General features: G+C 70.0%; 22 protein-coding genes. 4 read left to right on the top strand and 18 right to left on the bottom strand.

The window, feature by feature from the left end:
- Positions 1–17: 17 nt before the first annotated feature.
- A complete protein-coding gene (locus DC434_RS01980; RefSeq protein ID WP_116633586.1) occupies positions 18–1,070 on the top strand; it encodes an NADP-dependent oxidoreductase in 1,053 nt (350 codons plus the stop codon).
- On the opposite strand, the gene DC434_RS01975 is transcribed toward DC434_RS01980, so the two are convergent.
- Positions 1,001–1,462, bottom strand: coding sequence for a MarR family transcriptional regulator (locus DC434_RS01975; RefSeq protein ID WP_116633585.1), 462 nt, complete (start codon positions 1,460–1,462; stop codon positions 1,001–1,003). The genes DC434_RS01980 and DC434_RS01975 overlap by 70 nt on opposite strands.
- Before the next feature lie 110 nt (positions 1,463–1,572).
- Here DC434_RS01975 and DC434_RS01970 point away from each other — a divergent pair, with 110 nt between their 5' ends.
- Positions 1,573–2,763 (top strand): MFS transporter, encoded by a 1,191-nt coding sequence (locus tag DC434_RS01970; RefSeq protein ID WP_116633584.1) that lies wholly within the window; start codon positions 1,573–1,575, stop codon positions 2,761–2,763.
- A gap of 11 nt (positions 2,764–2,774) precedes the next feature.
- Here DC434_RS01970 and DC434_RS01965 read toward each other — a convergent pair whose 3' ends face one another.
- Together DC434_RS01965 and DC434_RS01960 are read right to left on the bottom strand one after the other, a co-directional pair.
- Positions 2,775–3,446 (bottom strand): GPP34 family phosphoprotein, encoded by a 672-nt coding sequence (locus tag DC434_RS01965; RefSeq protein WP_116633583.1) that lies wholly within the window; start codon positions 3,444–3,446, stop codon positions 2,775–2,777.
- A gap of 124 nt (positions 3,447–3,570) precedes the next feature.
- Positions 3,571–4,218 (bottom strand): aquaporin, encoded by a 648-nt coding sequence (locus DC434_RS01960; RefSeq protein ID WP_116633582.1) that lies wholly within the window; start codon positions 4,216–4,218, stop codon positions 3,571–3,573.
- A gap of 235 nt (positions 4,219–4,453) precedes the next feature.
- On the opposite strand from DC434_RS01960, the gene DC434_RS01955 reads away from it, so the two are divergent.
- Positions 4,454–4,669, top strand: coding sequence for a multidrug transporter (locus DC434_RS01955; RefSeq protein ID WP_116633581.1), 216 nt, complete (start codon positions 4,454–4,456; stop codon positions 4,667–4,669).
- On the opposite strand, the gene DC434_RS01950 is transcribed toward DC434_RS01955, so the two are convergent.
- From DC434_RS01950 to DC434_RS01890, 13 genes are all read right to left on the bottom strand, one after another.
- A complete protein-coding gene (locus tag DC434_RS01950) occupies positions 4,666–5,592 on the bottom strand; it encodes a PDR/VanB family oxidoreductase (protein WP_116633580.1) in 927 nt (308 codons plus the stop codon). The genes DC434_RS01955 and DC434_RS01950 overlap by 4 nt on opposite strands.
- A gap of 18 nt (positions 5,593–5,610) precedes the next feature.
- Positions 5,611–6,237: an MSMEG_1061 family FMN-dependent PPOX-type flavoprotein gene (locus tag DC434_RS01945; RefSeq protein WP_116633579.1), complete on the bottom strand. Its 627-nt coding sequence runs from the start codon at positions 6,235–6,237 to the stop codon at positions 5,611–5,613.
- Positions 6,238–6,332: 95 nt separating this feature from the next.
- Entirely contained in the window at positions 6,333–8,249 is a 1,917-nt protein-coding gene (locus DC434_RS01940; RefSeq protein WP_165807969.1) for a helix-turn-helix domain-containing protein, read from the bottom strand.
- Between the two features lie 60 nt (positions 8,250–8,309).
- Entirely contained in the window at positions 8,310–9,083 is a 774-nt protein-coding gene (locus DC434_RS01935; protein ID WP_116633577.1) for an enoyl-CoA hydratase/isomerase family protein, read from the bottom strand.
- Positions 9,083–10,348, bottom strand: a complete 1,266-nt coding sequence (locus DC434_RS01930) for a CoA transferase (protein WP_116633576.1) — start codon at positions 10,346–10,348, stop codon at positions 9,083–9,085. Before DC434_RS01930 ends, DC434_RS01935 begins: the two co-directional genes overlap by 1 nt.
- Positions 10,345–11,715 (bottom strand): MFS transporter, encoded by a 1,371-nt coding sequence (locus DC434_RS01925; RefSeq protein WP_116633575.1) that lies wholly within the window; start codon positions 11,713–11,715, stop codon positions 10,345–10,347. The genes DC434_RS01930 and DC434_RS01925 overlap by 4 nt, the downstream gene beginning before the upstream one ends.
- Positions 11,716–11,901: 186 nt before the next feature.
- Positions 11,902–13,086 (bottom strand): M20 family metallopeptidase, encoded by a 1,185-nt coding sequence (locus tag DC434_RS01920; RefSeq protein WP_116633574.1) that lies wholly within the window; start codon positions 13,084–13,086, stop codon positions 11,902–11,904.
- On the bottom strand, positions 13,083–13,853 hold the full coding sequence (locus DC434_RS01915; protein ID WP_116633999.1) for an ATP-binding cassette domain-containing protein: 771 nt from the start codon (positions 13,851–13,853) through the stop codon (positions 13,083–13,085). Before DC434_RS01915 ends, DC434_RS01920 begins: the two co-directional genes overlap by 4 nt.
- A gap of 17 nt (positions 13,854–13,870) precedes the next feature.
- Positions 13,871–15,652, bottom strand: coding sequence for a dipeptide/oligopeptide/nickel ABC transporter permease/ATP-binding protein (locus tag DC434_RS01910; protein ID WP_116633573.1), 1,782 nt, complete (start codon positions 15,650–15,652; stop codon positions 13,871–13,873).
- Positions 15,653–15,657: 5 nt separating this feature from the next.
- A complete protein-coding gene (locus DC434_RS01905; RefSeq protein WP_116633572.1) occupies positions 15,658–16,701 on the bottom strand; it encodes an ABC transporter permease in 1,044 nt (347 codons plus the stop codon).
- Positions 16,702–16,705: 4 nt separating this feature from the next.
- Complete coding sequence (locus DC434_RS01900; RefSeq protein WP_116633571.1) at positions 16,706–18,286, bottom strand: ABC transporter substrate-binding protein; 1,581 nt, start codon at positions 18,284–18,286, stop codon at positions 16,706–16,708.
- Positions 18,287–18,338: 52 nt separating this feature from the next.
- Positions 18,339–19,913 carry a hydantoinase/oxoprolinase family protein gene (locus DC434_RS01895; RefSeq protein ID WP_116633570.1) on the bottom strand — a complete coding sequence of 525 codons (1,575 nt, stop codon included), beginning with the start codon at positions 19,911–19,913 and terminating at the stop codon, positions 18,339–18,341.
- Positions 19,910–21,013: a DUF917 domain-containing protein gene (locus DC434_RS01890; protein WP_116633569.1), complete on the bottom strand. Its 1,104-nt coding sequence runs from the start codon at positions 21,011–21,013 to the stop codon at positions 19,910–19,912. The genes DC434_RS01895 and DC434_RS01890 overlap by 4 nt, the downstream gene beginning before the upstream one ends.
- Positions 21,014–21,086: 73 nt before the next feature.
- Here DC434_RS01890 and DC434_RS01885 point away from each other — a divergent pair, with 73 nt between their 5' ends.
- Complete coding sequence (locus tag DC434_RS01885) at positions 21,087–22,565, top strand: PucR family transcriptional regulator (RefSeq protein WP_165807968.1); 1,479 nt, start codon at positions 21,087–21,089, stop codon at positions 22,563–22,565.
- A gap of 97 nt (positions 22,566–22,662) precedes the next feature.
- Here DC434_RS01885 and DC434_RS01880 read toward each other — a convergent pair whose 3' ends face one another.
- Together DC434_RS01880 and DC434_RS01875 are read right to left on the bottom strand one after the other, a co-directional pair.
- Positions 22,663–24,237 carry an amidohydrolase family protein gene (locus DC434_RS01880; protein WP_116633568.1) on the bottom strand — a complete coding sequence of 525 codons (1,575 nt, stop codon included), beginning with the start codon at positions 24,235–24,237 and terminating at the stop codon, positions 22,663–22,665.
- Positions 24,238–24,244: 7 nt separating this feature from the next.
- Positions 24,245–25,714 (bottom strand): amidohydrolase family protein, encoded by a 1,470-nt coding sequence (locus DC434_RS01875; RefSeq protein WP_116633567.1) that lies wholly within the window; start codon positions 25,712–25,714, stop codon positions 24,245–24,247.
- Between the last annotated feature and the right edge of the window lie 18 nt (positions 25,715–25,732).

Genomic DNA, 25,732 nt, shown 5'->3' with positions numbered 1-25,732 from the left:
CCTCCTAGGCTGTCCCCATGACCCTCGCACCGACGGATGCCGCGTCGAGACGCGTCGTGTTCCACCGGTTCGGGGGCCCCGAGGTGCTCGAGATCGAGCATCGGGCGGTCCCCCGTCCCGCCGCGGGTGAGGTTCTGGTCCGGGTGGCCGCGGCCGGTGTGAACCCCGTCGACTGGAAGCTGTTCAGCGGCGAGCCGATGCACGATCCGTACGAGCGGAGCCTGCCGTCGGGCAACGGGTACGACTTCTCGGGCACCATCGAAGCTGTCGGAGACGACGTCACCGGATGGCGCACGGGCGAAGAGGTGTTCGGCGGGCTCCGGTACCACGCGCAGGCCGACCACCTCGTGATCGACCCCGCGCTGCTCGTCCGCGTGCCGGAGGGGCTCCCGCTCGTCGTCGCGGGAGCTCTCAACGTCGTCGGCCGCACGGCCGTGGCGAGCGTCGGATCCCAGCGGATCGGCGCGGGCGACGTGGTCCTGGTGAGCGGCGCAGCCGGTGGCGTCGGCATCCTCACGGCGCAGCTCTGCGTCCTTCGGGGTGCCCGGGTCATCGGGACGGCCGGTCCGCGCAACCACGCGCTGCTGCGGCGCCTCGGCATCCATCCGCTCGCCTACGGCGACGACCTCGCCGACGCGGTGCGGGCGGCGGCGCCCGGCGGGATCACTGCGGTGCTCGACACCGTCGGTCACGGCACGGTCGACCTCGCTCTGGCCATGGGCGTGCCAGCGGATCGCATCAACACCGTGGCCGACTACGAGGCGCGCTCTCGGCATCCGGTCCGCGGCATCGGCGGGGCGAAGGCCGGCGCGCGGGAGCTCGCGATGGTCGCTCAGCTGATCGCCGACGGCAGCGTCGAGCTGCCGATCGACTCGGTGCATCCGCTCGAAGACGTGCGTATCGCGTATGCGCGATCGATCGCCGGACACGCCTCCGGCAAGATCGTGATCTCCCTGACGCCGAGCGTCGGGATCACCCCGACCGGTGAGTTCGCGGCGCCTCAGCGGGTGACGAGCGCGGGGAGCGCGACGCCGTTCAGAGCCTCGACCACGGGAGCGAGCTCCGGCTGAGCAGCCGCATCGTCCAGAGCGCGGCGGAGCGTGGCGTCGTGGATCGGGTGGGCGCGCTCGTAGAGCTCCCGACCGGATGCCGTCAGCTCGGTGTAGATGCCACGACGGTCGTCGGCGCACAGCACACGCGTGAGCAGCGCGCGGTCTTCGAGACGGTTCACGAGCCGCGTCGTGGCACTGGGGCTCAGGGCGGTCGCCCTGGCCAGCTGCTGCATGCGCATGTGCCAGCCGTCCTGACGCTCGAGCGCGTCGAGCACGGTGTACTCCACGACCGACAGGCCGACCGCGTCGGCGAGGGCGCGCTCGAGTTCTGCTTCGATCAGGCCGTGCAGCGCAGCCAACGTCCGCCACCCCTGGGCGCGCACTTCGACGGCGTCGTCTGCGATTCCCATCCGCACTCCTCAGATAGTTGCTTGCGCTTTATAGTTGCGTGTGCAAGCATTGTGCTTCGACGCGCAATATCCGGCGTCTGCAATCAAATTACTTTATCAGGAGAATCGTCATGCCAGTAGGACTGATCGCCCTCGCCATCGGGGCGTTCGGCATCGGACTCACCGAGTTCGTCATCATGGGCTTGCTGCCGGAGGTCGCGACCGAATACGGCGTCACCGAATCCGCGGCCGGCTGGCTCATCTCCGGGTACGCGCTGGCCGTCGTCGTCGGCGCCCTGCTGCTGACCGCCGCGACGACGCGCCTGCCCCGCAAGCCCGTGCTGCTCGGCCTCCTCGTGCTCTTCATCCTGGGCAACGCGCTCACGGCTCTCGCTCCCGACTACGGCACCGCCATGATCGGCCGGATCATCGCCGCCCTCTGCCACGGAGCGTTCTTCGGCATCGGCTCCGTCGTCGCGGCGGGCCTGGTCGCCCCGGAGAAGAAGGCCGGAGCCATCGCGATCATGTTCACGGGCCTCACCGCCGCGAACGTCTTCGGCGTGCCGTTCGGCACGTTCCTCGGCCAGGAGTTCGGTTGGCGCTCGACCTTCTGGACGATCTCCGCGATCGGCGTGCTGGCCTTCATCGGCATCGCCGCACTCGTGCCTGCCCTCCCGCGGCCCGACCAGAGCATCAGCCTCCGCCAGGAGCTGCGAGCTTTCCGATCCGGCCAGGTGTGGTTCTCGCTGACCGTCACGATCCTCGCCTTCGGCGGGATGTTCGGGGCGTTCACGTACATCGCGTACACGCTCACGGAAGTCAGCGGCTTCGCGTCCTCGGCCGTGCCGTGGCTGCTGGTGCTGTTCGGCGGCGGACTCGTGCTCGGCAACTGGCTCGGCGGCCGTCTCGCCGACCGCGCCATCGACCGCACCCTGATCGTCTTCATCGCCGCGCTGGTCGTGGTGCTCGCTCTGTTCGCGTTCTTCGCATCGTCCGGGATCGCGACGATCGTCGCGCTCTTCCTGATGGGCGGGTTCGGATTCGGCACCGTGCCGGGCCTGCAGAGCAGGGTGATGCAGTACGCGGGCGGCGCGCCCACGCTCGCCTCCGGCGCCAACATCGGTGCGTTCAACGTCGGCAACGCCCTCGGCGCCTGGGCAGGGGGCGTGGGCATCTCCGCCGGCCTCGGATACACCTCGCCGATCTGGCTGGGCGCGATCATCACCGCGGTCGCTCTGGTGGTCATGCTGATCGCCGCCGCGCGCACTCGCGTCCCCGCGGAGTCCGACCGGCACGCGACGGCCGCCGCCGTGGCGTCCTGACGCCGCGGTGATCAGCCGGTCGTGGTCGCCACGATGACCGGTGTCATCGCGGCCATCAGCGCCGCGGCGATCGCCGTGTTCACGGCCTTCGTGACGGCATCACCGGCCGCCGAGCCCGCGACAAGCTGCTCGATCCGCTTCTTGAGCTGACCCGCCGACGCCCCGGCCGCCTCGTTCTTGAGGATCGGATGCGCCGCGTTCATCCCCTGCAGGATGGCGAGGATCGTCACGTCGGCCAGGGCGGGCGCGGCCGATCCCGACAGCACGGCCGCGAGGCGGGAGCGGATCAGCATCTCCGGCCCGGGGTCCGACTCGGGCGTGCGCAGCGAGCCCCACCCGAAGAAGCCCCGCTCTCCGCGCACGAGAACGCCCTGTGCGACGAGCGATTCGACGACCTGGTCCAGCGGATCGAGCTTCGAGCGCATGAGGAGCGACTGCAGGCGCTTGCCGCTCAGGGGAGCGAGGCGCGCGAGCGCCGTGTCGAGGACCGGGTCGCCGATCGGATCGGCGGAGACGACCTGCACGGCCGGGTTCTTCTCCTCCGTCACCACGACGCGGTCGCGGAGGGAGAGGTCGACGATGACGGCGGCGATCGCGCCGAACAGACGGTGCACGCTCGCCGCGCTCTCGACTCGGCCGTCGGGCCGGGTGAGCAGCAGATGGAGCTCCTCGACGATCAGCATGGCTTCACGGTACGTCGCCGCGTCGGCGCCCGCATCCCCCGCGTGGCGGACATCGCTCGACGGAGAGGCCCGCACGCAGAAGCGCCGCGCCCTCGCAGAGGACGCGGCGCTTCGTGGCAGCGGGTTACTCGCCGGCGATCTTCTTGGCGTCGTCCGCGTTGAGCACGCGGAACAGGATCGCGGCGATCACGGCGCCGACGACCGGGGCGACGATGTAGAGCCACAGCGAGCTCCAGGCGAAGTAGCCGCCCACCGAGAGACCGAGGGCCACGGCCGGGTTGAAGCCGCCGCCCGAGATCGAGCCGACGGTCGCCGCACCGACGAACACCGTGGCACCGATCGCGAGGCCGTAGAAGGAGTTGCCCTCGGTGCCCTTCGCGGTGGCCGTGTTGAGGACGACCCAGACGAGGATCAGCGTGAACAGCGCCTCGACGAGGAAGGCGGGGCCGATCTCGATGACCACGGCCTTTCCGCCGGCGGGCCAGACCGCGAGGCTGGCCAGTGCGGCCAGCGCGCCGCCGATGAACTGGGCGATGAGGTAGGCGATGAAGTCCACGACGCTCAGGCCGCCGCGCAGGAAGACACCGACCGAGACGGCCGGGTTCAGGTGTGCGCCGGAGATGTGGCCGGTCGAGTAGACGAGGACCATGAGGGTGAAGCCGATGGCGAGCGGGGTCAGCGGGCTTTCGCTGTTCACCGCGGCGATGATGGCGAGGACGAAGAGGAAGGTCGCGAGCCCTTCGGCGAGCGCCTTCCGTGCGGTACCGGTCATGAGAGAACCCGTTTCTTGTGTCAGGTCGTGAAGCGATCCCCTCGATCGCCCCTGCCGGAGGCCGGCGTACCGTCCTTCGTGCGACGACAATATATCGGTGCCGGGCGAACGGATGACCGCGCCGCGCTGTGTTTCTGTGAGAATCCTGAGTGCGCATCCGGGCCCCCGCTGTCAACCCCATCGCCGCGGGGCACGGTCGGAACGTAGCTTTCGACGATGACGACCGAGGAGAGCCATGAGCACGCCTGATCACCCATCCGCAGACGACGAGACGTTCGAGGAGAAGCGCCACGACCAGCTGACCGCGGCGCCCGATGCCACCGAGGCCGATGCCGCGCCGCGCATCGAGGTGAGCGAGCACGACGGGAACACCCGGATCGACATCGCCCCGGATGCCCCGGTGCGACCTGGTCCCGGACCGGGCGTCGAGACCGGCGACGACGAATCCTAGACGTCGACGACGAGCTCCGGCGAGATCGACCTCGACACGCAGGGATAGATCGTCATCGAGTCGTCATCCGCGTTGAGGGAGTCGCGATGCTCGGGGATCCCCTCGAGCACGCTCAGCGCGCACGAACCGCAGACGCCCCGACGACATGAGCCGTCGACGGCGACGCCGGCGTCCTCGAGGGCATCGAGCATCGACCGCTGAGCCGGCACCTCCACGGTCACGTCCGATCGAGAGCACACCACGGAGAACGTCTCGTTCGGCCTATGCTCTCGGGGCTTCGGCTCGAAGCGCTCGACGTGGATGCTGCCGCCTTCTGGCAGCGCGCCGTCGAGCCCGGCGAGGACGTCGATGAATCCCTGCGGCCCGCAGGCGTAGACCGCGGTACCCGGCGCGATCCCGCCGAGCAGACCCGCCAGGTCGAGCCGCCCGCGCTCCGAGCTGACATGGATCTCGACGCGATCGCCGAAGGCGTCGAGATCCGTCGAGAATGCGATGTCTTCGCGATGGCGAACGAGATAGACCATACGCCAGTCCGCGGTTCCGGATGCCAGGTGCCGAGCCATCGCAAGGATCGGAGTGATCCCGATGCCGGCCGCGACCAGCAGGTGGGCGGGTGCGTCGGAGAGCGCGAAGAGGTTGCGGGGCGGCCGCACCCATACGCGACTGCCCACGCGGAGGAAGGAGTGGATGTAGTGCGAGCCACCGCGGGACAACGGCTCGCGCAGCACGGCGATCCGATATCCCGTCACATCCGATGGGTCTCCGCACAGCGAGTACTGGCGCTCATGCCGCGTGATGAGCTGCACGTCGATATGCGCTCCCGGCAGCCAGGGCGGAAGCGGCGAGGCGTCGGGAGCTTCGAGTCGTACGCTGACGATCGACGGCGTCTCCCGGAGGATCTCACTGACGAGGAGGGGGATCATCCCCGCTCGAGAGCGCATTCAGTACAGCACCCGGTAGGCGCCGGCCATCGCATCGTCGATCGCACTGCCCACCGTCGGGTCCCAACCGGACATGCTCGCCCAGATCTGACCGGAGCTCGGCACCTCCTCCGCGAGGTCCTGCGTCTCCGGATCCCACAGCCCCGCCCGAAGCAGCGCGCGGCCGCAGTGCAGGTAGACCTGCTCGGTGCGGATCACGATCGCGAGATCCGGAACCGCGTGGTCCTGCTCCAGCATGGTCAGGAGCGCGGCATCGTCGGTCACGGTGGCGGTGCCGTTGATCCGGAGGGTCTCGGTCATGCCTGGGACGAAGCACAGCAGTCCGACGTGGCCGTTGTCGAGGATGTTCGTCATCGAGTCCGCGATCTTGTTTCCGAGGCGGTCGGGGATGACGAGGGTGCGCGCATCCAACGCACGGACGAAACCGGGGTAGTCGCCGCGGGGCGAGCAGTCGCAGTTCCCTGCCGAGTCCGACGTCGACAGGCAGCAGAAAGGCGAATGAGCGAGAAACGCCAGGCAGTTCTCGTCGAGATGATCGGTGATCTTCTGCGTGGTCGGCGCCTCTGGTTCCCCGAGGGTCGCTCTGAGGGCGCCCAGATCGACGGGTCGAAAATCACGAACGTCCATCCTTCGACGCTAGACACGGATGACGGTCGTGTCATCGTCAGTTCGTCACAGCATCCACGATCGCGACTGTGCCCGCACCACACAGTTGGGGACCGTCACCCGCCCGCGGTCAGCCGGAGCCGCAGGTTCTCGAGGCGGACCGCCGCCTGCACGCGGAACCGGTACTCGGCGTCGTCCCAGTCGCCTTCGAGCAGTGTCCAGATGCGCTCCAGACGCTGCTGGATCGTATTCTTGTGCACACGCAGCGACACCGCCGCCGCCTGCCTGCTGCCGCCTCCGTCGAAGTAGGCGGCGAGAGTCTGGACGAGCGCGGTGCCCCGGCGGGAGTCCCATTCGCGCACCGGACCGAGCACATCCTCGACGAATCGGGACACCGCATCGGGTGCGGCCGATGTGAGCACGTGGTAGGGCGCGAAGGCATCGGACCGCACGGTCGCGTCGGCGATCCCGAGAGGGACGAGCATCCGCAGGTCACGTGCGGCGCGGTCGGCGGCGGACCGGAGCGAAACCGCGTGGTCAACCACCGCCACAACGGCGCGGATGCCGGGTCGGCGCAGGCGGTCGGCGATCATGCGGCGCATCCGCTCCGTCGCGTCGGTCGCGTCCGGCACCGCCCACGCGATGATCAGGTGCGCTCCGCGCACGGCCACGATCCCCTCGTCTCCGACGGCCTCGGCCGCCGCGGTGAGCACGCCGTCCGCCTGGACATCGACCACGGCACACGCGGTGATCTTCGCAGGGAACTCGGCGGAGAGGTCCGCGGCCGCCTGAGCCGTGTCCCCTTCGAGCACTCCGAGCAGCGCCCGCGCCCGGCGGTCGGCCCGGAGCGCCGATGCCGCGTCGCGCTTGAAAGACACCAGCGCGGCGACGTGCGCTGCGCGCTCCAGCGTCGGTCGGACCACGTCGTCGGCCGGCGCATCCGCCCCCTCGCTCTCGGCGACGATGGCGCCGAGCGCCCGATCGGCACCGAGGATCGCGACCACCAGCCAACGATCACCGCCCTGGTCGACCGGCTCCGCGTGACCGCTTCGCTGACTCGCGCGGACCGCCGCGGCAAGCAGCGCCCTCGCGGGAAGACCGCGGACGGCTCCGGTCGAGGCGCCGAGCGGACGGGCCCCCTGGTCCAGTGCCCAGACGCGCCGGCCCAGCCGTCCCGAGAGCGTCGTGACCAGATCGACGATGGTCGCCCCCGACATCACCGCGGCCGTCAGCTGCTCATGGATGCTGCTCGCCACCTGCGTCGCCGCGAGATGCCGCTGCAGCTCCCCGTAGGCGTCCTCGGCACGCGCCCTGGCAGCCGCGCTGTCGGCCAGCACGCGCGCGCTGTGCAGGACGGCAGCCGCGTGATCGGCGAACCCCGAGAGAAGCAGCACCTGGTCGGGCGTGAAGTCGTGGGCGTGGCGGTTGCAGGCGAAGAGGGCACCGAGGACCTCATCGCCGACGGCGAGCGGGACCCCGAGGAACGACACGAGCCCTTCGCGTTCGACCGCTGCGTCGATGGCTGCATCATGCGGCGCATCCGCCATCCGCGCGTACTGCCGCACCCATACCGGCTCCCGGCTCTCCGCCACGAGGCTCGCGAGCCCGAAGCCCGCCGGGACCAGCAGATCCCGGAACTCCGGCGTGACGGTTCCCACCGAGTAGCGCACGCGCAGATCGCCCCGTGCGTCGTCGACCTCGGAGAGATACGTGACATCCGTCCCCATCAGCTCGTGCGCGCGCTCGACCAGGCGGCGCAGCACATCCGTGACGTCCTGCAGACGCACGAGTTCGCGCGCGGTCGAGAACAGCGCCTCCAACTCGGTCGCTCGGCGTCGCAGCCGCGCGGTCAGCTGCTGCGACTCCTGTACCGAGGCCAGCAGCTGCTCGACCTCGGTGGCGGCGACATCGGCCTCGCCCAGCAGCTCGGCGAGTGCGACCATGCCCTCGCCCGGCTCGGAGCGGATGGCGGCGACCACCTCGTGCACCAGAGCCGAGGACGCACCGGACGAGACTCGGGACTTCTCGGCCATCGCACCTCCTCGGGAAACGGCCATCGGGATCGACAGCAGTCTACGAGCGCCGGTTCCGCCTTATGCGTGTGACGCGAAGACCGGCGCGCGGCGCTGCGCGAAAGCCGCAAGACCCTCACGGGCGTCGGCGCTCGCGAACGCCTGCTGCCCGAGCACGGCTTCCTGGCGGAACGCCTCGTCCTCCGGCAGGTCCTGCAACGCCCGCACCGCACGTTTCACGGTGGCGACGGCGGTGCGGCTCTTCGTCAGGATCTGCTCGGCCAAGGCGAGAGCCTCGTCGTGCAGGTCCGCAGCCGGCACCACCCGGTTGACGAGCCCGTAGCGAAGGGCCGTGTCGGCGTCGATCCGGTCGCCGCGCAGCATCAGGTCCATCGCGAAGGCGTACGGGATCTGTCGCACCAGCCGCACGAGCGTGCCGCCGGCCGGGACGACCCCCACCCCGGTCTCGGGAAGCCCGAACTCGGCCTGTGCCGCAGCGAGACGGATGTCGGTCGACAGCATGATCTCGAAGCCTCCTCCCAGACACAGGCCGTTGACGGCGGCGATGACTGGCTTCTCGAGCGTGGAGTGCTTCTGGTGTGCGGCATCCCATTCGCTGATGTCGAAGCGCTCCTCGGCCAGCGCCGGTATCGATTCGCCGAGGTCGGCCCCCACGCAGAAAGCGCGGTCGCCCTCGCCGGTGAGCACGGCGACACCGACGCGGTCGTCATCGCGCACCTCGGCGAACGCATCGCCCAGTTCGTCGTACATCGACAGGGTCAGCGCGTTGAGCTTCTCCGGCCGGTCGATGGTGATCACGCCGACACCGCCCTGCCTCTCGAGACGGATCCCCATCAGACCGTGCCTCCCACGCGCAGCGCCTCGACCTCGTCGCCCGAGTAGCCGAGGAAATCGATCAGCACGCGGGTCGTGTGCTGCCCGATGTCGGGGGCGAGTCCCGCCGTCTGCGGGGGTGTGCGGTCGAGCTTCACGGGAGAGCCGAAGGTACGAAGGGAGCCGTGTCCGGGGTAGTCGCTGTCGACGATCATGCCGCGGGCCGCGATCTGCGGGTCCTCGACCACCTCGCCGATGTCCTTCACGGCGCTGAGCGGCACCAGGTCGCCGGCGAGCGCCTCGAGCTCGGCTTTGGTGCGATCGGCGAACCATCGAACCACCAGCGGCCGCACCCTCTCCTGGTACACCTCGGCGTCGAACCGGGTCGCCATGGCGTGCAGGTCGGGGTTGTCGTCCCAGTCGGCCGGGCTTCCGAACGTCTCGCACGAGATGCGCCAGAACTTGTCGGTGTAGCCGCCGAAGAAGACGAACCCGTCGCGGCACGGGAAGAGCTCATAAGGACGGACGAATGGATGCTCGTTGCCGAGCGGCTTCGGGATGACGCCGTCGGCTGTGTAGGCGACCACCGCGTTCTCGGTGAGGGTGAGGACGGAGTCCTGCTGCGAGATGTCGACGAGCTGACCCTCGCCGGTCTGCTCTGCGTGGCGTAAAGCCGCGAGCACTCCGATCACTCCGTAGAGACTCGCAGCGAGGTCGCCGATGATCGTGCCGACGCGCGTCGGGGGGCTGCCCGCCTCTCCGTTCATCGACCAGAGACCGCCGGTGGCCTGCGCACTGTTGTCGTAGGCCGGGCGCAGCCGGTAGGGACCGGACTGGCCGTACCCGCTGAGCGCCGCGTACACGAGCCGCGGATTCACTCGGCGCAGGCGCTGGTAGCCGTGTCCGAGCCGGTCCATGGTGCCAGGGCGGAAGTTCTCGACGAGCACGTCGGCCCGCGCCACCAGGCGGTCGAGCACCGCCGCTGCATCCGGACTCTTCAGGTTCAGGGTCACACCCAGCTTGTTGCGGTTGAACTGCGCGAAGAATCCGCTCAGCGGCTCCTCCCCCTCGCGCGGCAGCAGCGGTGGGAAAGTCCGCGTGTAGTCCGGGTCATCGGGATTCTCGACCTTGATGACGGTGGCACCGAGGTCGGCCAGGATCATCGAGCAGTACGGACCGGCCACCACCCGGGTGACGTCGACCACCACCACCCCCGCAAGCGAGCCCGGGCCGACACCCACCCCTCCCAGACTGCCGAGCAAGGCGCGTGTGGCGTCGTCGATCATCGAGCGGATCCTTCCGGAACGTGTGCAGTGCCGGCCGAGCGCCGGGCAGCATGGGCGGTGAATCGGTGCAGCAGCGTCGCCGAGACGAGGGTGACCAGACCCGCGACCACGATGTACAGCGCGATCGCCCATGAGCCGCCGAAGACGGAAAGCAGCTCGAGGTAGATGATCGGCACGAACGCGGAGCCGACGATCGTGCCGATTCCGAGAGCCAGTGACATGCCCGTGTAGCGGATGCGCACATCGAACGCCTGCGCATACAGCACGCCGAGTGTGCCGTAGGTGGCGCAGAACGCGACCGTCATAGCGAGGTAGGCGACGTATGCGGCAGCGAGGCTGCCGGTGTCGATCAGCCAGAAGGCGGGGAAGGCCAGCACCACCGAGAGGATCGTGCCTGCGGCGAAGACCTTCGCGACGCCGAAGCGGTCGGCGAGCTTTCCGGCCAGCGGCAGCCCGCCCAGCGCCAGCACGGAGCAGATCGTCGCGATCGTCAGCATCTCCGATTGCGCGTGCCCCACGAACTCGGTGCCGTACGTGAGGCTGAAGGTGAAGAGCATGTAGAAGACCGCGCCGATCACGGCGAAGCTCAACGCCGCGAGGATCACCTGCGCGGGGTGAGTCTTGAGCGCGTCCCACAGCGGCACCTTCGCGGCCTTGCCGGCATCCCGCATCTGCTCGAACTCGGGTGTCTCGGTGATCTTCAGACGGATGAACAGGCCCACGAGCACCAGCACCGCGCTGATCAGGAACGGCACCCGCCAGCCCCACACGGCGAAGGCATCGCCCGGCAGGGCCACGAGAGGCAGGAACACCAGCGTGGACAGCGTGAGCCCGAGCGCGAGCCCGACCTGCGGGAAGCTGCCCAGGAATGCGCGGCGCCTCGGCTCGGCATGCTCGACGACGAGAAGGACCGCGCCGCCCCATTCGCCGCCGAGGGCGAACCCCTGCACGAAGCGCAGCACCATGAGCAGTATCGGCGCAGCGATCCCGATCACCGCGTACGTCGGGAGGAGACCGATGAGGAAGGTCGCGATGCCCATCACGACTAGTGAGATCACGAGCATCCGCTTGCGTCCGATGCGATCGCCGAAGTGGCCGAACACGATCGATCCGAGCGGGCGCCCGAAGTAGCCCACGGCGATGCCGCCGAACGCGAGGATCGTGCCGACGAGAGGGTCGTAGTCCGGGAAGAACAGACCGTTGAGGATGAGAGCCGCCGCCGTCGAGTAGGCGAAGAAGTCGAACCACTCGACGGTGGTTCCGACGACGCTCGACGCGACGATCGTGCGGATCTGCGACGGTGTCTCGGGGCCGTTCTCGCCGAATGCAGCGGCTGAGCCGCGAGCCGCGGTGGATGCCGAAGTCATGAGCTTTCCTTTCCGCCGGCATCCGCGCTGAGGCCGGCAGGTCCAGCTTTGCGGGCCTCAGGAGACGGGAGTATGTGCGCGAAGCACATAACTGGGTGCTTGTCATGGCTCTGTGTGCCAGAGCATCCGATCCGGTGGCAACGGGAACGGGCCCGACGAGCCGCGCGCCGTGAAGGAGGACACCTGTCAGCCGCGCTCGAGCCTCCGCCATGCGAGTTCGGCGAGCACCTGCGCCTGCAGCGGAAGCACCGCGTCGTCGAAGATCGCGTCATCGGAGTGCAGCGGCAGGGGTCCGCTGTCGGGGGCCGCGCCGACGAAGACCAGGGCGCCGGGCACCTCCTGCAGCACGTAGGAGAAGTCCTCAGATGCCATCGAGGGCGCTTCCAGCCGCGTGACGCGCTCCGCCCCGACGAGGTCGTCGAGCACCTGGAGCACCTCGCGCGTCTCGGCCGGATCGTTGTAGGTCACCGGGTACGACGCGATGAACTCGATCTCGAGCGTGCAGCCGTTCGCCTCGGCGATGCCTGTGAGCAGCACCGGCAGCTGCGCGCGCACCGTGTCGAGCGTGGCCTGCGAGAGCGTGCGGATGTTCGCCTCGAGGAACACGCTAGCGGCCAGCACGTTGCTCGCCTCGGAGTCGCTGCTGAGCCGGGTGATCGAGATCACGGCCTGGTCGGTGGCGGGCAGCCGCCGTGCGGTGAAGGCCTGCACGGCGAGGATGAGCTGCGCGGCCACCGGCACCGGGTCGATCCCGAGCTGGGGGAAGGCGGCGTGGCCGCCTGTTCCGCGGAGGGTCATCCGCATCGCGCTGGCGCTCGCCATCATCGCACCCTCGCGCGTGACGATCTGTCCGCGCGGCGTCGCGCTGTCGACGTGGATCGCGTAGGCCGCCACAGGTCGCTGCCCCGCGGCGTCCAGCACGCCCTCCTCGATCATGATGCGACCGCCGGCCTGGCCTTCTTCGCCGGGCTGGAACATGAAGATCACGGTGCCGGACAGCTCATCCCGACAAGCGACCAGCAGACGCACGGCCCCGAGGAGCCCGGCCATGTGCAGGTCGTGGCCGCACGCGTGCATAGCTCCCGACGTCGAGGCGAAGGGCAGTCCCGTCGCCTCGGTCACCGGCAGGCCGTCCATGTCGCCGCGCAACAGCACGACGGGACCGGGCCGACCGCCGCGCAGCACCGCCGTGATCGACGACAGCGACGTGCCGAGCGTGATCTCGAGACCGAGTCCCTCCAGCTCGCGCAGCAGGATCTCCTGCGTCCGCGGAAGGTCGAGACCGGTCTCCACCGCCCGGTGCAGCTCGCGCCGCACCCCGATCAGATCCTCGCGCAGCTCTTCCGCCACCGCCGCGAACCGTGTCGTCATCCGAACTGCATCCTCTCGCCGAGCACAGGCACCGCATCGAGCAGATCCCGCGTGTAGGAGTCGCCCGGAGCCGCGAGCAGCGCCTCGGTCGGGCCGGCCTCGACCAGCCTGCCATGCCGCATCACGCACACCTCGTCGCTGATGTATCGGACGACGGCGAGATTGTGCGAGATGAAGAGCATCGAGATCCCCAGATCCTGCTGGAGCTCCCGGAGGAGGTTGAGGATCGCCCCCTGCACCGAGACGTCGAGGGCGCTGGTGACCTCGTCGGCGATGAGCACCGACGGCTCCCCCGCGAGCGCCCGCGCGATCGTGATCCGCTGCCGCTGGCCGCCCGAGAACGCTCCGGGTCTCTCGCCCGCGCGGTCCGGGTCCAGATGCACCTGCGCGAGCAGCTCACGAACCCGAGCCGTGCGCTCGGCTCTGCTCCACCGCCGCCCCGTCGCACGCAGCGCCTCGGCTATCGAGTCGCCGACGGACATGAGGGGGTCGAGCGCCGAGAACGGATCCTGGAACACGAGCTGCATACGGCGGCGAGCGCGGCGAGCAGCGGCGCTTCCCCCGAGAGCGTCGGCGCCGTCGACCCTGATCGATCCCGATTCCGGGCGCACGAGCCCCACGGCAGCCGCCGCGATCGTGCTCTTACCCGAGCCCGACTCGCCGACCAGCCCGACCGTGCGCCCCTTGGGGACGGCGAGGCTCACGCGCTCCACGACGCGCGTGCGTCCGTACCGCACGCTCAGGTCCTCGATCTCGAGCGCGTTCACGCTCTCCCCTCGGGTGTTCACACCGTCACCTCCCGGTCGTCGTGCGTCTCGTCGAGCGCCTCAGGCACCAGCTCCGGAGGGATCACCGGCAGCGGCTGCGTGCGGTCGCTGGTCATATCGGGCAGGCAGGCGATCAGCGCCTTCGAGTACGGATGCCGAGCGTCCTCGCGGATGCGACGGGCATCGAGCGTTTCGACCGCGCGGCCGTCCTTCATCACGATCACCCGGTCGCAGAACGCCGAGACGAGGGCGATGTCGTGCGAGATGAAGACGATCGCCGCGCCGGTCTCCTCTTGCGCCCGGTGCAGCACGCCCATGACCTGCCGCTGCACGGTCACGTCGAGTGCCGTTGTCGGCTCGTCGGCGACGATGAGACGCGGACGCCCGGTCAGGGCCATCCCGATCATCGCCCGCTGCCGCATCCCGCCGGAGAACTCGTGCGGGTACTGCTTCAAGCGCTGCGCGGCGTTCGGGATGCCGACGGCGTGGAGCGCATCGGCCGCACGGGCACGCGCCTCCCTCGGGCGCATGCCCATATGCACCTCGGGGACCTCGGTCAGCTGGCGGCCGATGGTCAGCGCCGGATTCAGGGATGTCAGCGGGTCCTGGAAGATCATGCCGAGCTCGACGCCGAGGCGGGCGCGGTCGGCGGTCGACGGCGACTTCGTCATATCGATGCCGGCGAACGTGTGGGCGGAGGTCGTGATGATCGCATCGTCGCCGAGCAGGCCGGCGAGAGCCATCGCCGTGAGCGACTTGCCCGATCCGGACTCGCCGACGATGCCGACGACCTCGCCTCGGGCGATGCGGAGGTCGACGCCGCGGACCCGCTCGACGGTGCCGCCGTCCGGCGTGGCGAACGCGACGCGCAGGTCGCGGATCTCGGCGACCACCTCGTCGGCGGACTCTGCGCTTGCCGCCGCGGGCTCGCGGCGCCGTGCCGAGATGGTGACCGATCCGGCCGCCCGCGCGGCGACCGCACGGAATCCCGCCCCGCGGGATCCGGCGACGGCCTCGCTCACCATGGTGAAGACGAGTCCCGCGAGGACCACCGCGAGGCCGGGGCCGAGGGCTGCCAGCGGGTTGACGTAGATGCGGAGGATCCCCTCCTGCAGCATCCGCCCCCAGTCGTATTCGGGAGCCTGCACGCCCAGGCCGAGGAACGACAGGCCGGCGAACGAGAGCAGGGTCACGCTCGCGGTCGCGGCGGCGTTCACGAAGAACGGGTTCGCGATGTTCGGCAGCACGTGCTTCAGCAGCACGCCGACGGGTCCGACGCCCACGACCCGGGCTGCCCGCACGTAATCGCGCCCCGAGACCGAGGCGGCGAGGTTGTAGACCAGGCGTGCGAAGGAGGGGATGCCGGCGAAGCCGATCGCGAGCATCGCGCCGGTCGCCGTCGCGCCCCAGATGACCGTGAAGAACAGCACCATGAGCAGCCACGGGAAGGCGAGCAGGATGTCGAGCAGGCCGGTGAACAGGCGTCGCGGGTGCTTCGGCAGGATGCTCGCGACGAGACCGAACACGATGCCGCCGGCGAGCGCGATCGCCGTCGCCCCCAGGGTGAGCAGAAGCGTCAGCCGCGTCGCGACGAGCACCCGGGCGAGGATGTCGCGACCGAGCTCGTCGGTGCCGAACGGGTGGGCGGCGCTCGCACCGAGAAGGCGCGACGAGATGTCGGTGGAGTTCGCGGCTTCCCCCCAGATCGAGGGTCCCGCGATGGCGGCGAACAACAGCAGCGCGCTGCCGACGATCGCCGAGATCGCGTTCGGGTGGAGGAGTCTCTTGCGCAGGGACATCAGGGTCAGCCCTCCGTGATCGACGAGCGCGGATCGATGGTGGCCAGGATGACGTCGACCACGAGGTTCACGCCCAGGACGATGAGCGCGTAGACGATGACGACGCCCTGCACCATGGGGTAGTCCTTCGCGCCGACCGATGACACCATGATCGATCCGAGACCGGGGATGGCGAACACGGCTTCGATGAGCACGGTCGCCGCGGTGAGCCCGGCGAGGATCATGCCGCCGACGGTCAGTGTCGCGGTGACGATGTTGGGCAGGGCATGCCGCAGATGGATCAGGCGGCGCGGCAATCGCTTGGCTCGCGCCGTGGTCATGTACGTGGTGTCGAGCACCGCCAACATCTCGACCTGCACGATGCGTACGAGGTAGGCCATCGGCCCGATCGCGAGCGCGATGACGGGCAGCACGACCTCCGCCGGCGCACCCCAACCGGCAGCGGGAAGCCAGCCGAGCCGCACCGCGAAGAGCGAGATCAATCCGACCGCGAGAAGGAAGCTGGGCACCGCGATCAGGATGCCGAGCACGGCCGACACGGCCATCGACAGGCCACGGCGGCGTCCCGAGCGCGCCAGCGCAGCTGCGCCGATGCCGGCCGGGAGCGCGCCGACGACGGCGATCACGAAAGCGAGGACGGCGAGCAGCAGCGTGGTCGGGAACCGCTGGGCGATCACGTCGACGACCGGCCGCTGCAGGCGCACGGATGTTCCGAGATCGCCGGTGAAGAGACCTCCGATGAAGCGGAGGAACTGCTCGGGCATCGACCTGTCGAGTCCCAGCTGGATACGCGTCGCCTCGACGAGCTCTGGTGTCGCGCTCTGGCCCAGAGCCGCGCGCACCGGATCACCGGGCACCAGATACATCAGGAGGAACGATGCCGTGATGACCACGGCCAGGGAGACGACCAGTCGCCCGAGCCGACGGAGCAGGAAGGCGGTGCGCGGGGTGAGACCCCGGCGCAGGCGGCGCCCCTCCGCCCGCGCCGCCAGAGCGGCCGTGGTCGTGTCGACCACGTCGGTGGTCGCGAGCGGAGGAGTCGTCGTCATGATGTCAGCCGAGCATCCGGATCGAGGTGGGCTGGATGAAGTTCGGCAGATCGAACGTCGCCCCCGACTGGTAGGTCGGCAGGATGTTGTCGATCACCGGGAAGACGTCGAATCGCTCGATGAGCTCATCCTCGGCCGCGTTCCAGATGCCGCAGGCGTCTTCCGGTGTCGCGCTGGAAGCCTCGGCCACGAGCGCGGAGTACTCCGGATTGTCGACCCACATGAAGTTCAGGCCGCCCGCATCCGGCGTCGCGCCGTCGAAGAAGACCGACAGCAGCACGGGGCCGCCGGGAGCGATCTGCACCCAACCGGTGTCCCAGTCGAAGGTCGTGTAGAGCTGCTCGGACCAGGCTGCCGCGTCGTTGCCCGAGAGCTCGGTGGTCACCCCGAGGCCGTCCCACGTCTCCTTCACGAGCTCCGCGGCCGCGGCATGCGTCGAGGTGGGGGCGTTGTAGACGAACTTGATCGTGAGAGGCTCGCCGGCCTTGTAGCGCAGGCCGTCGGACTCGAGCAGCCAGCCGGCCTCGTCGAGCAGCTCCGCCGACCGGTCGAGGTCGGTGTCGGGCAGCGTCCACGTCGGCTCGTCCGCCACGCACAGCAGCGGGTTCTTGGTGACGAGCGAGGTGGCCTCCAGACCTTCGCCGTCGGCGATCACCGTTCCGACCTCGTCCCGGTCGATCGCGATCGACAGCGCCTCCCGCACGAGCGGGTCGGAGAACGGACGACCCTCCTTCTCGTTGAACAGCATCATGCCGACCGGATTGCGTACGCCGACGAAGGTGAGACCGGCCGCATCCAGGCGGGCGCGATCGGCACCGGAGATGGTCGCCGCGTTGATCTCGCCGGACACCAGCAGGTTCGCCGCCGTGCTCTCGTCGGAGATGACGCGCGCCTCGATCGTGTCGGGAAGGCCGTCGGTCTCGCTCGTGACGTCGTCGGGGCCCCAGGTGTAGTCGTCGCGCTTGGTGAAGGTGTAGGTGTCCCCCGGCTTGATGTCGCTCAGCGCGAAGAGGCCGGTGCCGTCGGTCGCGTCCGACATCGTGGTCGGGTCGGCCAGGCCGGCGTCGCACACCAGCTGGATGGTGCCGATGTTGACCGCGAGGAACGGGTTGTTCTCTGTGCTCGTCACGGTGACGGTGTTGCCGTCGGCGGTCGCGGAGATCTTCTCGTCGATGACCGAGCCGTACGAGAACGTGGCGTTCTCGGGATCGGCGTTGTAGTTCAGGTTGTCCGCGACGGTCTGACCGGTGAACTCGGACCCGTCGGAGCAGGTGATGCCGTCCTTGAGGGTGAAGACGACCTCGGTGCCGGTCTCTTCCCAGCTCTCGGCGAGCCAGGGCTCGAGATCGCCCTCGGAGGTCACGGCGATCAGCGACTCGTACGCGAGGCTGAGCACCGAGAAGGTGTCGGGCGAGACCGCCTTGAGCGGGTTGAGGTCGCCCGGATCGTCGCCGACGGCGGTGACGAAGGTGCCTCCCGAGACGACCTCGCCTTCAGATGGTCCGGTCGAACCCGCACAGGACGTCAGTGTCAGCGCGAGCGCAGAGAGAACGGCGGCCACGGGTACTGCGGTACTGCGTTTCATTGCGATCTCCTCTTATCGGGTATGGAAGTGCGGGGTACAGAGGTGGTGCGGATCAGCGGACCGGAGTCTCGGCGGAGAGCCGGGCGAGGGGTCCTGCGGCTTTGACGGTCACGTTGACGGTGGGCTGGGCGGTGTACGGCACGTGCGTCTCGAGCACCTCGACGACGGACACCTGGAGCGGGTCGGCGCCCGCTTGGATCGCCCTGGCCACCGCCGCCTCGGATGCCTGTTCGATCGCGGCATCCCGGTCGCCCATCGGGGCCATCTGATCGGCACGCCCGCCGGCGAGCGAGATGGCCGCGCCGACCGCGTTGGCAACCCCGCCGTGGTCCGGACGCAGGATGCGCCCGGCGCTCGCGAGCCGGTCGGGAACGAGGAACCCGCCGCCGCCGACGACCACCAGCGGGATGTCGAGGCGCCCCAGCGAGAGGCGTTCCACGGCCTCGTCCAAGCGGTCGGCCACCATGGCCAGGGCCGCTTCCAAGGCCTCGGAGACGGTCGAGGAGAGCGGCGGCAGCGTGCGCCCGCTGACCGGACTGCCGGCAAGCGCCGCGGCATCCGTCAGCGTCGGAGTGGAACCGCCGAACAGCAGTCCCTCCGGGTCGATGCGGTAGCCGACCGAGTCGGGGCCCACGCGTCCGGAGGCGACATCGACCACGGTCCCCCCGCCGATGCCGACGCTGAGGATGTCCGGCATCCGGAAGTTCGTCCGCACTCCGCCGATCTCGCGGGGCAGCGTGGACTCGCGCGGGAAGCCGCCGACGACGACGCCGAGGTCGGAGGTCGTGCCTCCCACATCGATGACGATCGCGTCGTCGTGGCCCGAGAGGTAGGCGGCACCGCGGATGGAGTTCGCCGGTCCCGATCCGATCGTCAGCACGGGGTACTGCGCGGCGTAGTCCAGTGACATGAGCGTGCCGTCGTTCTGCGCGAAGAAGGTGGTGGCGTCGAGCCCCTCCTCGGCGACGACGGTGACGAGCGCCTCCGTGACCGAGCGCGCGACGCTGTACAGAGCGGCGTTGAGCAGCGTCGCGTTCTCGCGCTCCAGCAGGCCGGTCGGGCCGATGTCCTGGCTGAGGAAGACCCGGGTGTCCTGACCCAGGTGGCCGCGGAGCAACTCGGCGACCTCGAGCTCCTGCTCGGGAGAGGACGGGCTGAAGATTCCGGCGACGGCGATCGCGTCGAAGTCGTCGAGTCCGTCGACGAAGCGCAGGATGCCGTCGCGATCGAGCGGCGAGATCGGCGTGCCGTCGACCATGTGGCCGCCGCCGAGCATCGCGGAGCCGGCGAGCACCATGCGCACCAGGTCGTCCGGCCAGCCCGTGAGGGGCGGATACTCGGTGGCGGCGGGCGCCCCCAGGCGGATCATCGCGACCCGGTCGAGCTGACGACGCTGCACGATCGCGTTCGTCGCATGCGTGGTGCCGAGCATGACGCGCGAGACACGGGAGCGGTCGTCTCCGATCGCAGCGAGCACGTCGCGGATGCCGGCGCGGATGCCGCCCGTGATGTCATCGGTCGTCGCCCGCTTGGTCCAGGCCCGCACGCGGCCGTCGCCGTCGAGCACGACGGCATCGGTGTTCGTCCCGCCGACGTCGACGCCGATGGCCAGGTCGCGCGCGATCATCGGGTTGCTCCTTCGAACGGGACGTACGGCAGGTCGTAGCCGAACGCGCGAGGACCGGCGAGTTCCAGACCGCGCGGCGTCCGCCAGATCGGATCGCACGCCCAGGCCAGCACCGACACACGCTGGCCGAAGCGCAGCATCTCGGTGGTGATCGCATGCCCGGTCTCCGCGTCGATGATCGTGATCAGATCGGGGACGCTGACCAGCACCTCGCCGTCTTCGAGGACGAGCAGGTTCTCGTTCTGCAGCTCAAGGCGCTGGAGGCGGCCGCGGTCCGCACCGGTACCGGAGATCGTCACAGAGCCGCGCACGAAGCCACCGGCCGTGCGGCGGTCGAGGTCGGTGATCTTGCCGGTCATCAGCACACGGGCTTCCAGCTCCTCCGCTACCGCGGCCACGGGATCGGGCGACGACATGAGGGCGTGGCCCACGCGGATCGAGGCGCTCACGGTTCCCTCGATCACGGCGCCGCGCACCTGATCGGCAGTCATCGGGTAGTGCGCGCCGATGCAGATCGAACCGCTCGCGACGGTGAGCGCGCGTGCGTGACGCTCGAGCCAGTGCAGGTCGATGGTCTTCATGACGGAGATGTTGCCGACCACGTCGCTCTGCACAGCCCATTCGCACGGGACTCCGGCGACGTTCATGGCGACCATCGCGGCGTCCGGGAAAGCCCGCCCCATCCCGTCGGCGTCGAGCACCTGGAGTCCGAGGCGAGAGGCCCAGCCGATCGGCTGGACGCCGTTTCCGCCGCCGATCTCTGCCGCCATGAGCGTGGTGACCTTGCGTCCGAGGAGGCGCTCGGCCTCGGCGAGCAGCGCGTGGATCTGCCCCGTCGCCGAGAGCATCTCGATACCCACCGTCGGAGCACCGATGCCGGACATCAGGATGACGACGTCTTCAGGTCCGAGGTCATCGACGGCGACGAGCGGCACCGGGCCGTTGTCGCGCAGTGCGTTCTCGACCATGATCTGGCTGGTGTACACGGCTCCGCCGCCACCGGTGCCGAAGATCGCGGTGCCGATGCCCAGAGCGGCGACGTCGTCGACCGTGATCTCGGTGAGGCGCTCGGTGCGCGCGATCGGGGATGTCTGTGCCATGTGTTCACGCTACGGTCGGGCCGAAGGGGGGACAATGTCTCCACGATCCAGTGTTTCGAGGCATACTGTGCGGATGGCACAGTACACGCTTGAAGACCTGCGAGGAGATGCGAGCCGTCTCGGGTTGCTCCACATCGCCGGACCGGTCGACTCCCGCGTGGTGGCCCGAGTCGACCTCGCCTCGGTGGATCGCCTCGATGCGGTTCCTGCCGGGACGCTCGTCATCATCCCCGGCGACGAGCAGCCGCCGCCGTATCGCATCGATGTCGCGCTGCGGCAGGCCAGTGCCCGCGGACTCGCCGGCATCGTGTTCACCACCGCGCTCGCACTTGCCGAGACCGCCACGGTGCTCGCGACCCGCGGCGGCGTTCCCGTGTTCTCCGCCGCCGGCACGGGCGCCGCTGATCTGGCGAAGACCATCGACCGTGCGATCTCCGGCGGCGCTTCCGAGGCCATGATGCGCGGCGCGCACGCGGTGTCCGCGGCCACCGAGGCGGCCGCGGCATCGGAGAGCACGCCGGAGAGCATTCTCGCCGCCGCAAGCGGCGCATTGGGTATCGAGCTCTCGATGATCGCCGACCCGACCGTGACCTGGGCGTCGTCCGACGCGGTCTGCATCGGCGAGGTGCCGGTCGGACGCCTGGTGGCGGCGAGCACTGACGGCGCCACGGCCGTGTCGGTGCCGGTGATCGCCTCCCTGCTCTCGCGCGTCGTGCAGCGGCAGAGCCGCGACAGGTACGCGCCGACGCAGTCCCGTGCGGATCTGCTGGTCGAGTTGGTGCTCGCCGAGTCGTCGCGCGTGGAGGGCTTCGTGGGCCAGGCCGCACGGCTCGGGCTGCCTCTCCCCCAGTCTCACGTGGTCGCATGGCTCGCACCGACGCACACCGCCGACCCCGAAGCCCGGGCACCCCGCAGCGTGCAGCCGGCGCTCGAGCTGTTCGTGCTGCAGCTCGTCGAGTCGCGGGAGGAGATGTGGCACGCCGCGTTCCTGCAGGACGACCTGATGCTGGTGTGCACCGAGGAGCACGGCGCCGGAGACCACCAGCGCAGAGTGCGCGAGGTGGCGCGACTGATCCAGCAGCAGGCCCGCGAACTCGCCGGTGCCGAGTGGGCGTACACGCTGGGGCTGGGCACACCCAAACTCGGCGCCCTGGGACTGCGGCAGTCGGCCGCCGAGGCCCGGATCGCCGCGGAGTCCGCGATCGCCGCCGGGCGCCTGGGCGGGGTCGAGCTCACCGACGTGACAGGGCTCCGGCGCGTGCTGCTCGACGTTTACGCCTCTCCGATCAGCCGCGACCTGCTGCACGATGTGCTGCGTCCGCTCGACGACCTCGGTCCGGAGCGCGCGCTCAGCGCTGTGCGCACGCTGCTCGTGTACCTCGCGCACGGGCGCTCGCTCGTGCACGCGGGCAGGGAGCTGATGCTGCACCCGAACGGCGTCGGCTACCGCATGCGCCGCATCCGCGAGCGACTCGACATCGACCTCGACGACCCGGACGTGCGCTTCGCGGTCGAACTCGCGTGCCGGGTGCGGCTGCTCGGGGCGGGGTAGTCTCACACCACTCCCCGTCGGGCTGACTTCGCACTGTGGGGAGGAGCATGCCGCGCCGAAGCTCCTCCCCACGGCGCGAAGTCCGCCCATCAGCGCGTCACCGCACGAACACCCGCTCGCCGCGGATCCAGGTCTCTGCGACCCGCACGGCGGCGATCTCGTCGTCGGGCACGGTGAACACGTCGCGGTCGAGCACGGCGAAGCTGCCGTCGTACCCCGGCGCAAGCGTGCCGACACCGGTCAACGGCGACAGCGACTCCGCGCGCGACGTGTAGAGCAGCAGAGCCTGGGCGACCGTGATCGCGGCTTCGGCCCCGAACTCGATGCCGTTGTAGGTGCGCCGACGCACCGCCGCCTCGACCGACAGCATCACGTCGTCCGCACCGCTCCATGCCGTCGCCGGGCGGTCCGACGACAGCGCGAGAGGGCCGAGCCCCGCGTACAGGCGGGCGATCGGGTAGGCATCGGGCACCTGCTCGACGCGCAGCGCCTTCTCGTAGCCGTCGTACTCGGCGAAGAAGAACACCGTGTGCGTGGCGATGCCGAACGACATCCGAGCCGCGGTCAGGCGCGCGAGGTAGGCGTCGCTCACGATCGTCGCGTGCTCGATGCGCACCGAGGGAATGCCGTCGAGCCACGGCTCCGCGTCTTCGAACAGCTCGACGACGCGGTCGAGCGCACGGTCGCCCATGGCGTGCACGGCGAGCTGCACCCCGTTGCGGCGCGCCCACTCGCCCGCAGCGAGCACATCGGCGTCGTCCACCAGCCGCAGGCCGTGGTCGCAGGAGCCGGGGTACGCCTCGTGCACCCAGGCCGTGCGGTTGGAGTACGCGCCGTCGAGGACGACCTTCACCCCGGCCACGCGGATCTGCCCCTCGCGATCCCCGGCCTTCAGGTCGGCGAGCGGCGCGGCCGGATCCCAGCCCGGGTACAGCGCGACCTGAGTGCGCAGCCCCCATTCGACCGCCGCCCGGAAGGTCGCGAGCGGCTGATCGATGCGCGACGACAGCAGGTCGCACACGGCGACGATGCCCCGGGAGGCCAGCTCCTCGCCGATCGACACGATCGCCGCGAGCTGGTCGTCGCGCGTCGGCGCCGGGATGAACCGCGCCACAGCATCGACGGCGGCGATCTCGGTCAGCACGCCGTTCGGCGTGCCGTCGGCGTCGCGCTCGAACCGCGCTCCCTCGGGGTCGACCGAGTCGGCGGTGATGCCCGCGACCTCGAGCGCCTTCGAGTTGCAGACGGCGGAGTGCGCATCGCAGCGCCACACGAGGACCGGTCGTTCCGTGCTCACACGATCGAGATCCGCCGCCGTCGGCATCCGCCGGTCGGGGAACTTCGTGTCGTCGAAGCCGCGGCCGAGCACCCAGGCATCGGATGCGAGCCGGGAAGCGTGCTCCCGCAGCACGGCGACGAGCTCGTCGGGCGAGCCCACGGACGGCGGGAAGCACTCGGCGGCCGCCGCCGTGCCGGCCAGCAGCGCCGGATGCGTGTGGCTGTCGAGCAACCCGGGCAGCACGGTGCGCCCACCCAGGTCGACGGCATCCGGGTCGCTGACCTCGGCAGACTCGCCGACCCAGTCGACGACCCCGTCGGTGATGCGGAACGCCGAGACGAATGCCGTCTCGGATGCGCCGGTGAACACCCGTCCGTTGGTGAAAGTCGTCATGTCGTCCTCACATCGTTCGCCAGGTGAATCGGCCGCCGAGCAGCGTGGCGGCTACGGGCATCTCTCGCAGCTGATCGCGGTCGCTCGCATACGGGTCGCGGTCGGTGATCACGAGGTCGGCCGGCTGCCCGACGGCGAGCGAGGTGCGGACGGATGCCGCGAGCGCGACGTCCAGCGGCAGACGCTGCTCCGGATGCCAGGCGTCGCGGTTCCCCCTGCTGCGAGCGGTCGCCGCGCTCAGCGACACCCACGGGTCGAGCGGAGCCACCGGCGCATCCGACCCGAGCCGCAGCGCAGCGCCGGAGCGGTGCAGCGACCCGAACGCGAACGCCCGCCCGGTGCGACCGGCCCAGTGGTGGTCGGCGACATCGCGGTCGTCCATCGCGTGCTCCGGCTGCACACTCGCGATGAGCCCGAGCTCGGCGAACCGGTCGAAGTCCTCGTCCCGCACGAGTTGCGCGTGCTCGATGATGCCCTTCATGTCGAGCGCCTCGAACGTGTCGAGCACCGCGGTGTTGGCGCGGTCGCCGATCGCGTGCACGGCCGCTTCGATCCCGGCGCCCCGCGCGCGCTCCAGCAGACGTCTCAGCTCGGGGATCGGCACGCTCTCCAGACCGCAGGCATGTGGATGTCCGGGATCCATCCCGGGATACGGATCCCAGCACCACGCGGTACGGGTGTTCAGCGACCCGTCGACGACGACCTTGAGGCGACCGAAGGTGATGAGTCCCTGCTCGTCGACCACGTCGCCCGTGGGGCGACCTGCGGCGATGACCGAATCCAGCAGGTCGGGCCACACCGCGATGTCGGCTCGAAGGCTCGTGAGTCCGCTCGCCGTGCGCTCCGACCACTCCGACACGTTGTCGGTGTTCTCGTACTCGACGATGCCGACCACACCTCGCGCCGCCGCGGCTTCGGCGGCCTCACGGTAGGTGTCGGATGACAGGTCGGACGCCGCGTCGAACGAGTGCAGCAGCGCAATCCACGGCCCCTCGCGCAGCAGCCCGGAGGCGTCGAGCTCGATGCCGAAGCGCGAGGCAGCGGCGCGGTTCATCCACCCGCAGTGCAGGTCGCCGCTCACGAGCACGACCGGGACGTCGGAGACGGTCTCCTCGAGCGCGTCCAGCGACGACGGCACCGGCCAGAGTCCGTCGCGGAAGCCGTAGCCCATCAGCATCCCGTTCGTCAGCGGCGCATCCGCCGCCCGGGCCCACCGCACGATGTCGAGCACGTCGGCCGCGCTCCGCGTCTCGGTCAGGTCGAGCCGGCGGCGCCGGTTCACGTACTGCGTGAAGTGCACGTGGGCGTCCCAGAGACCCGGTCCCACCCAACGCCCCGCGGCCTCGACGACCTCGCCCTCCCGCGCCGCCGCGCCGGCGGGCGCGATCGAGGCGATCGCGCCGTCGCGCAGCACGAGGTCGACGGGCTCGCCGCCGTCGTAGGGCCGTACGCCGGCGAGGGTCACGGACTCGGTCATGGTGCTCCGATCGGAAGG

This window comes from Microbacterium sp. TPD7012 (genome assembly GCF_003075395.1).
Taxonomy (GTDB): Bacteria; Actinomycetota; Actinomycetes; order Actinomycetales; family Microbacteriaceae; genus Microbacterium.
This window is presented reverse-complemented; position numbering and strand designations above follow the sequence as displayed.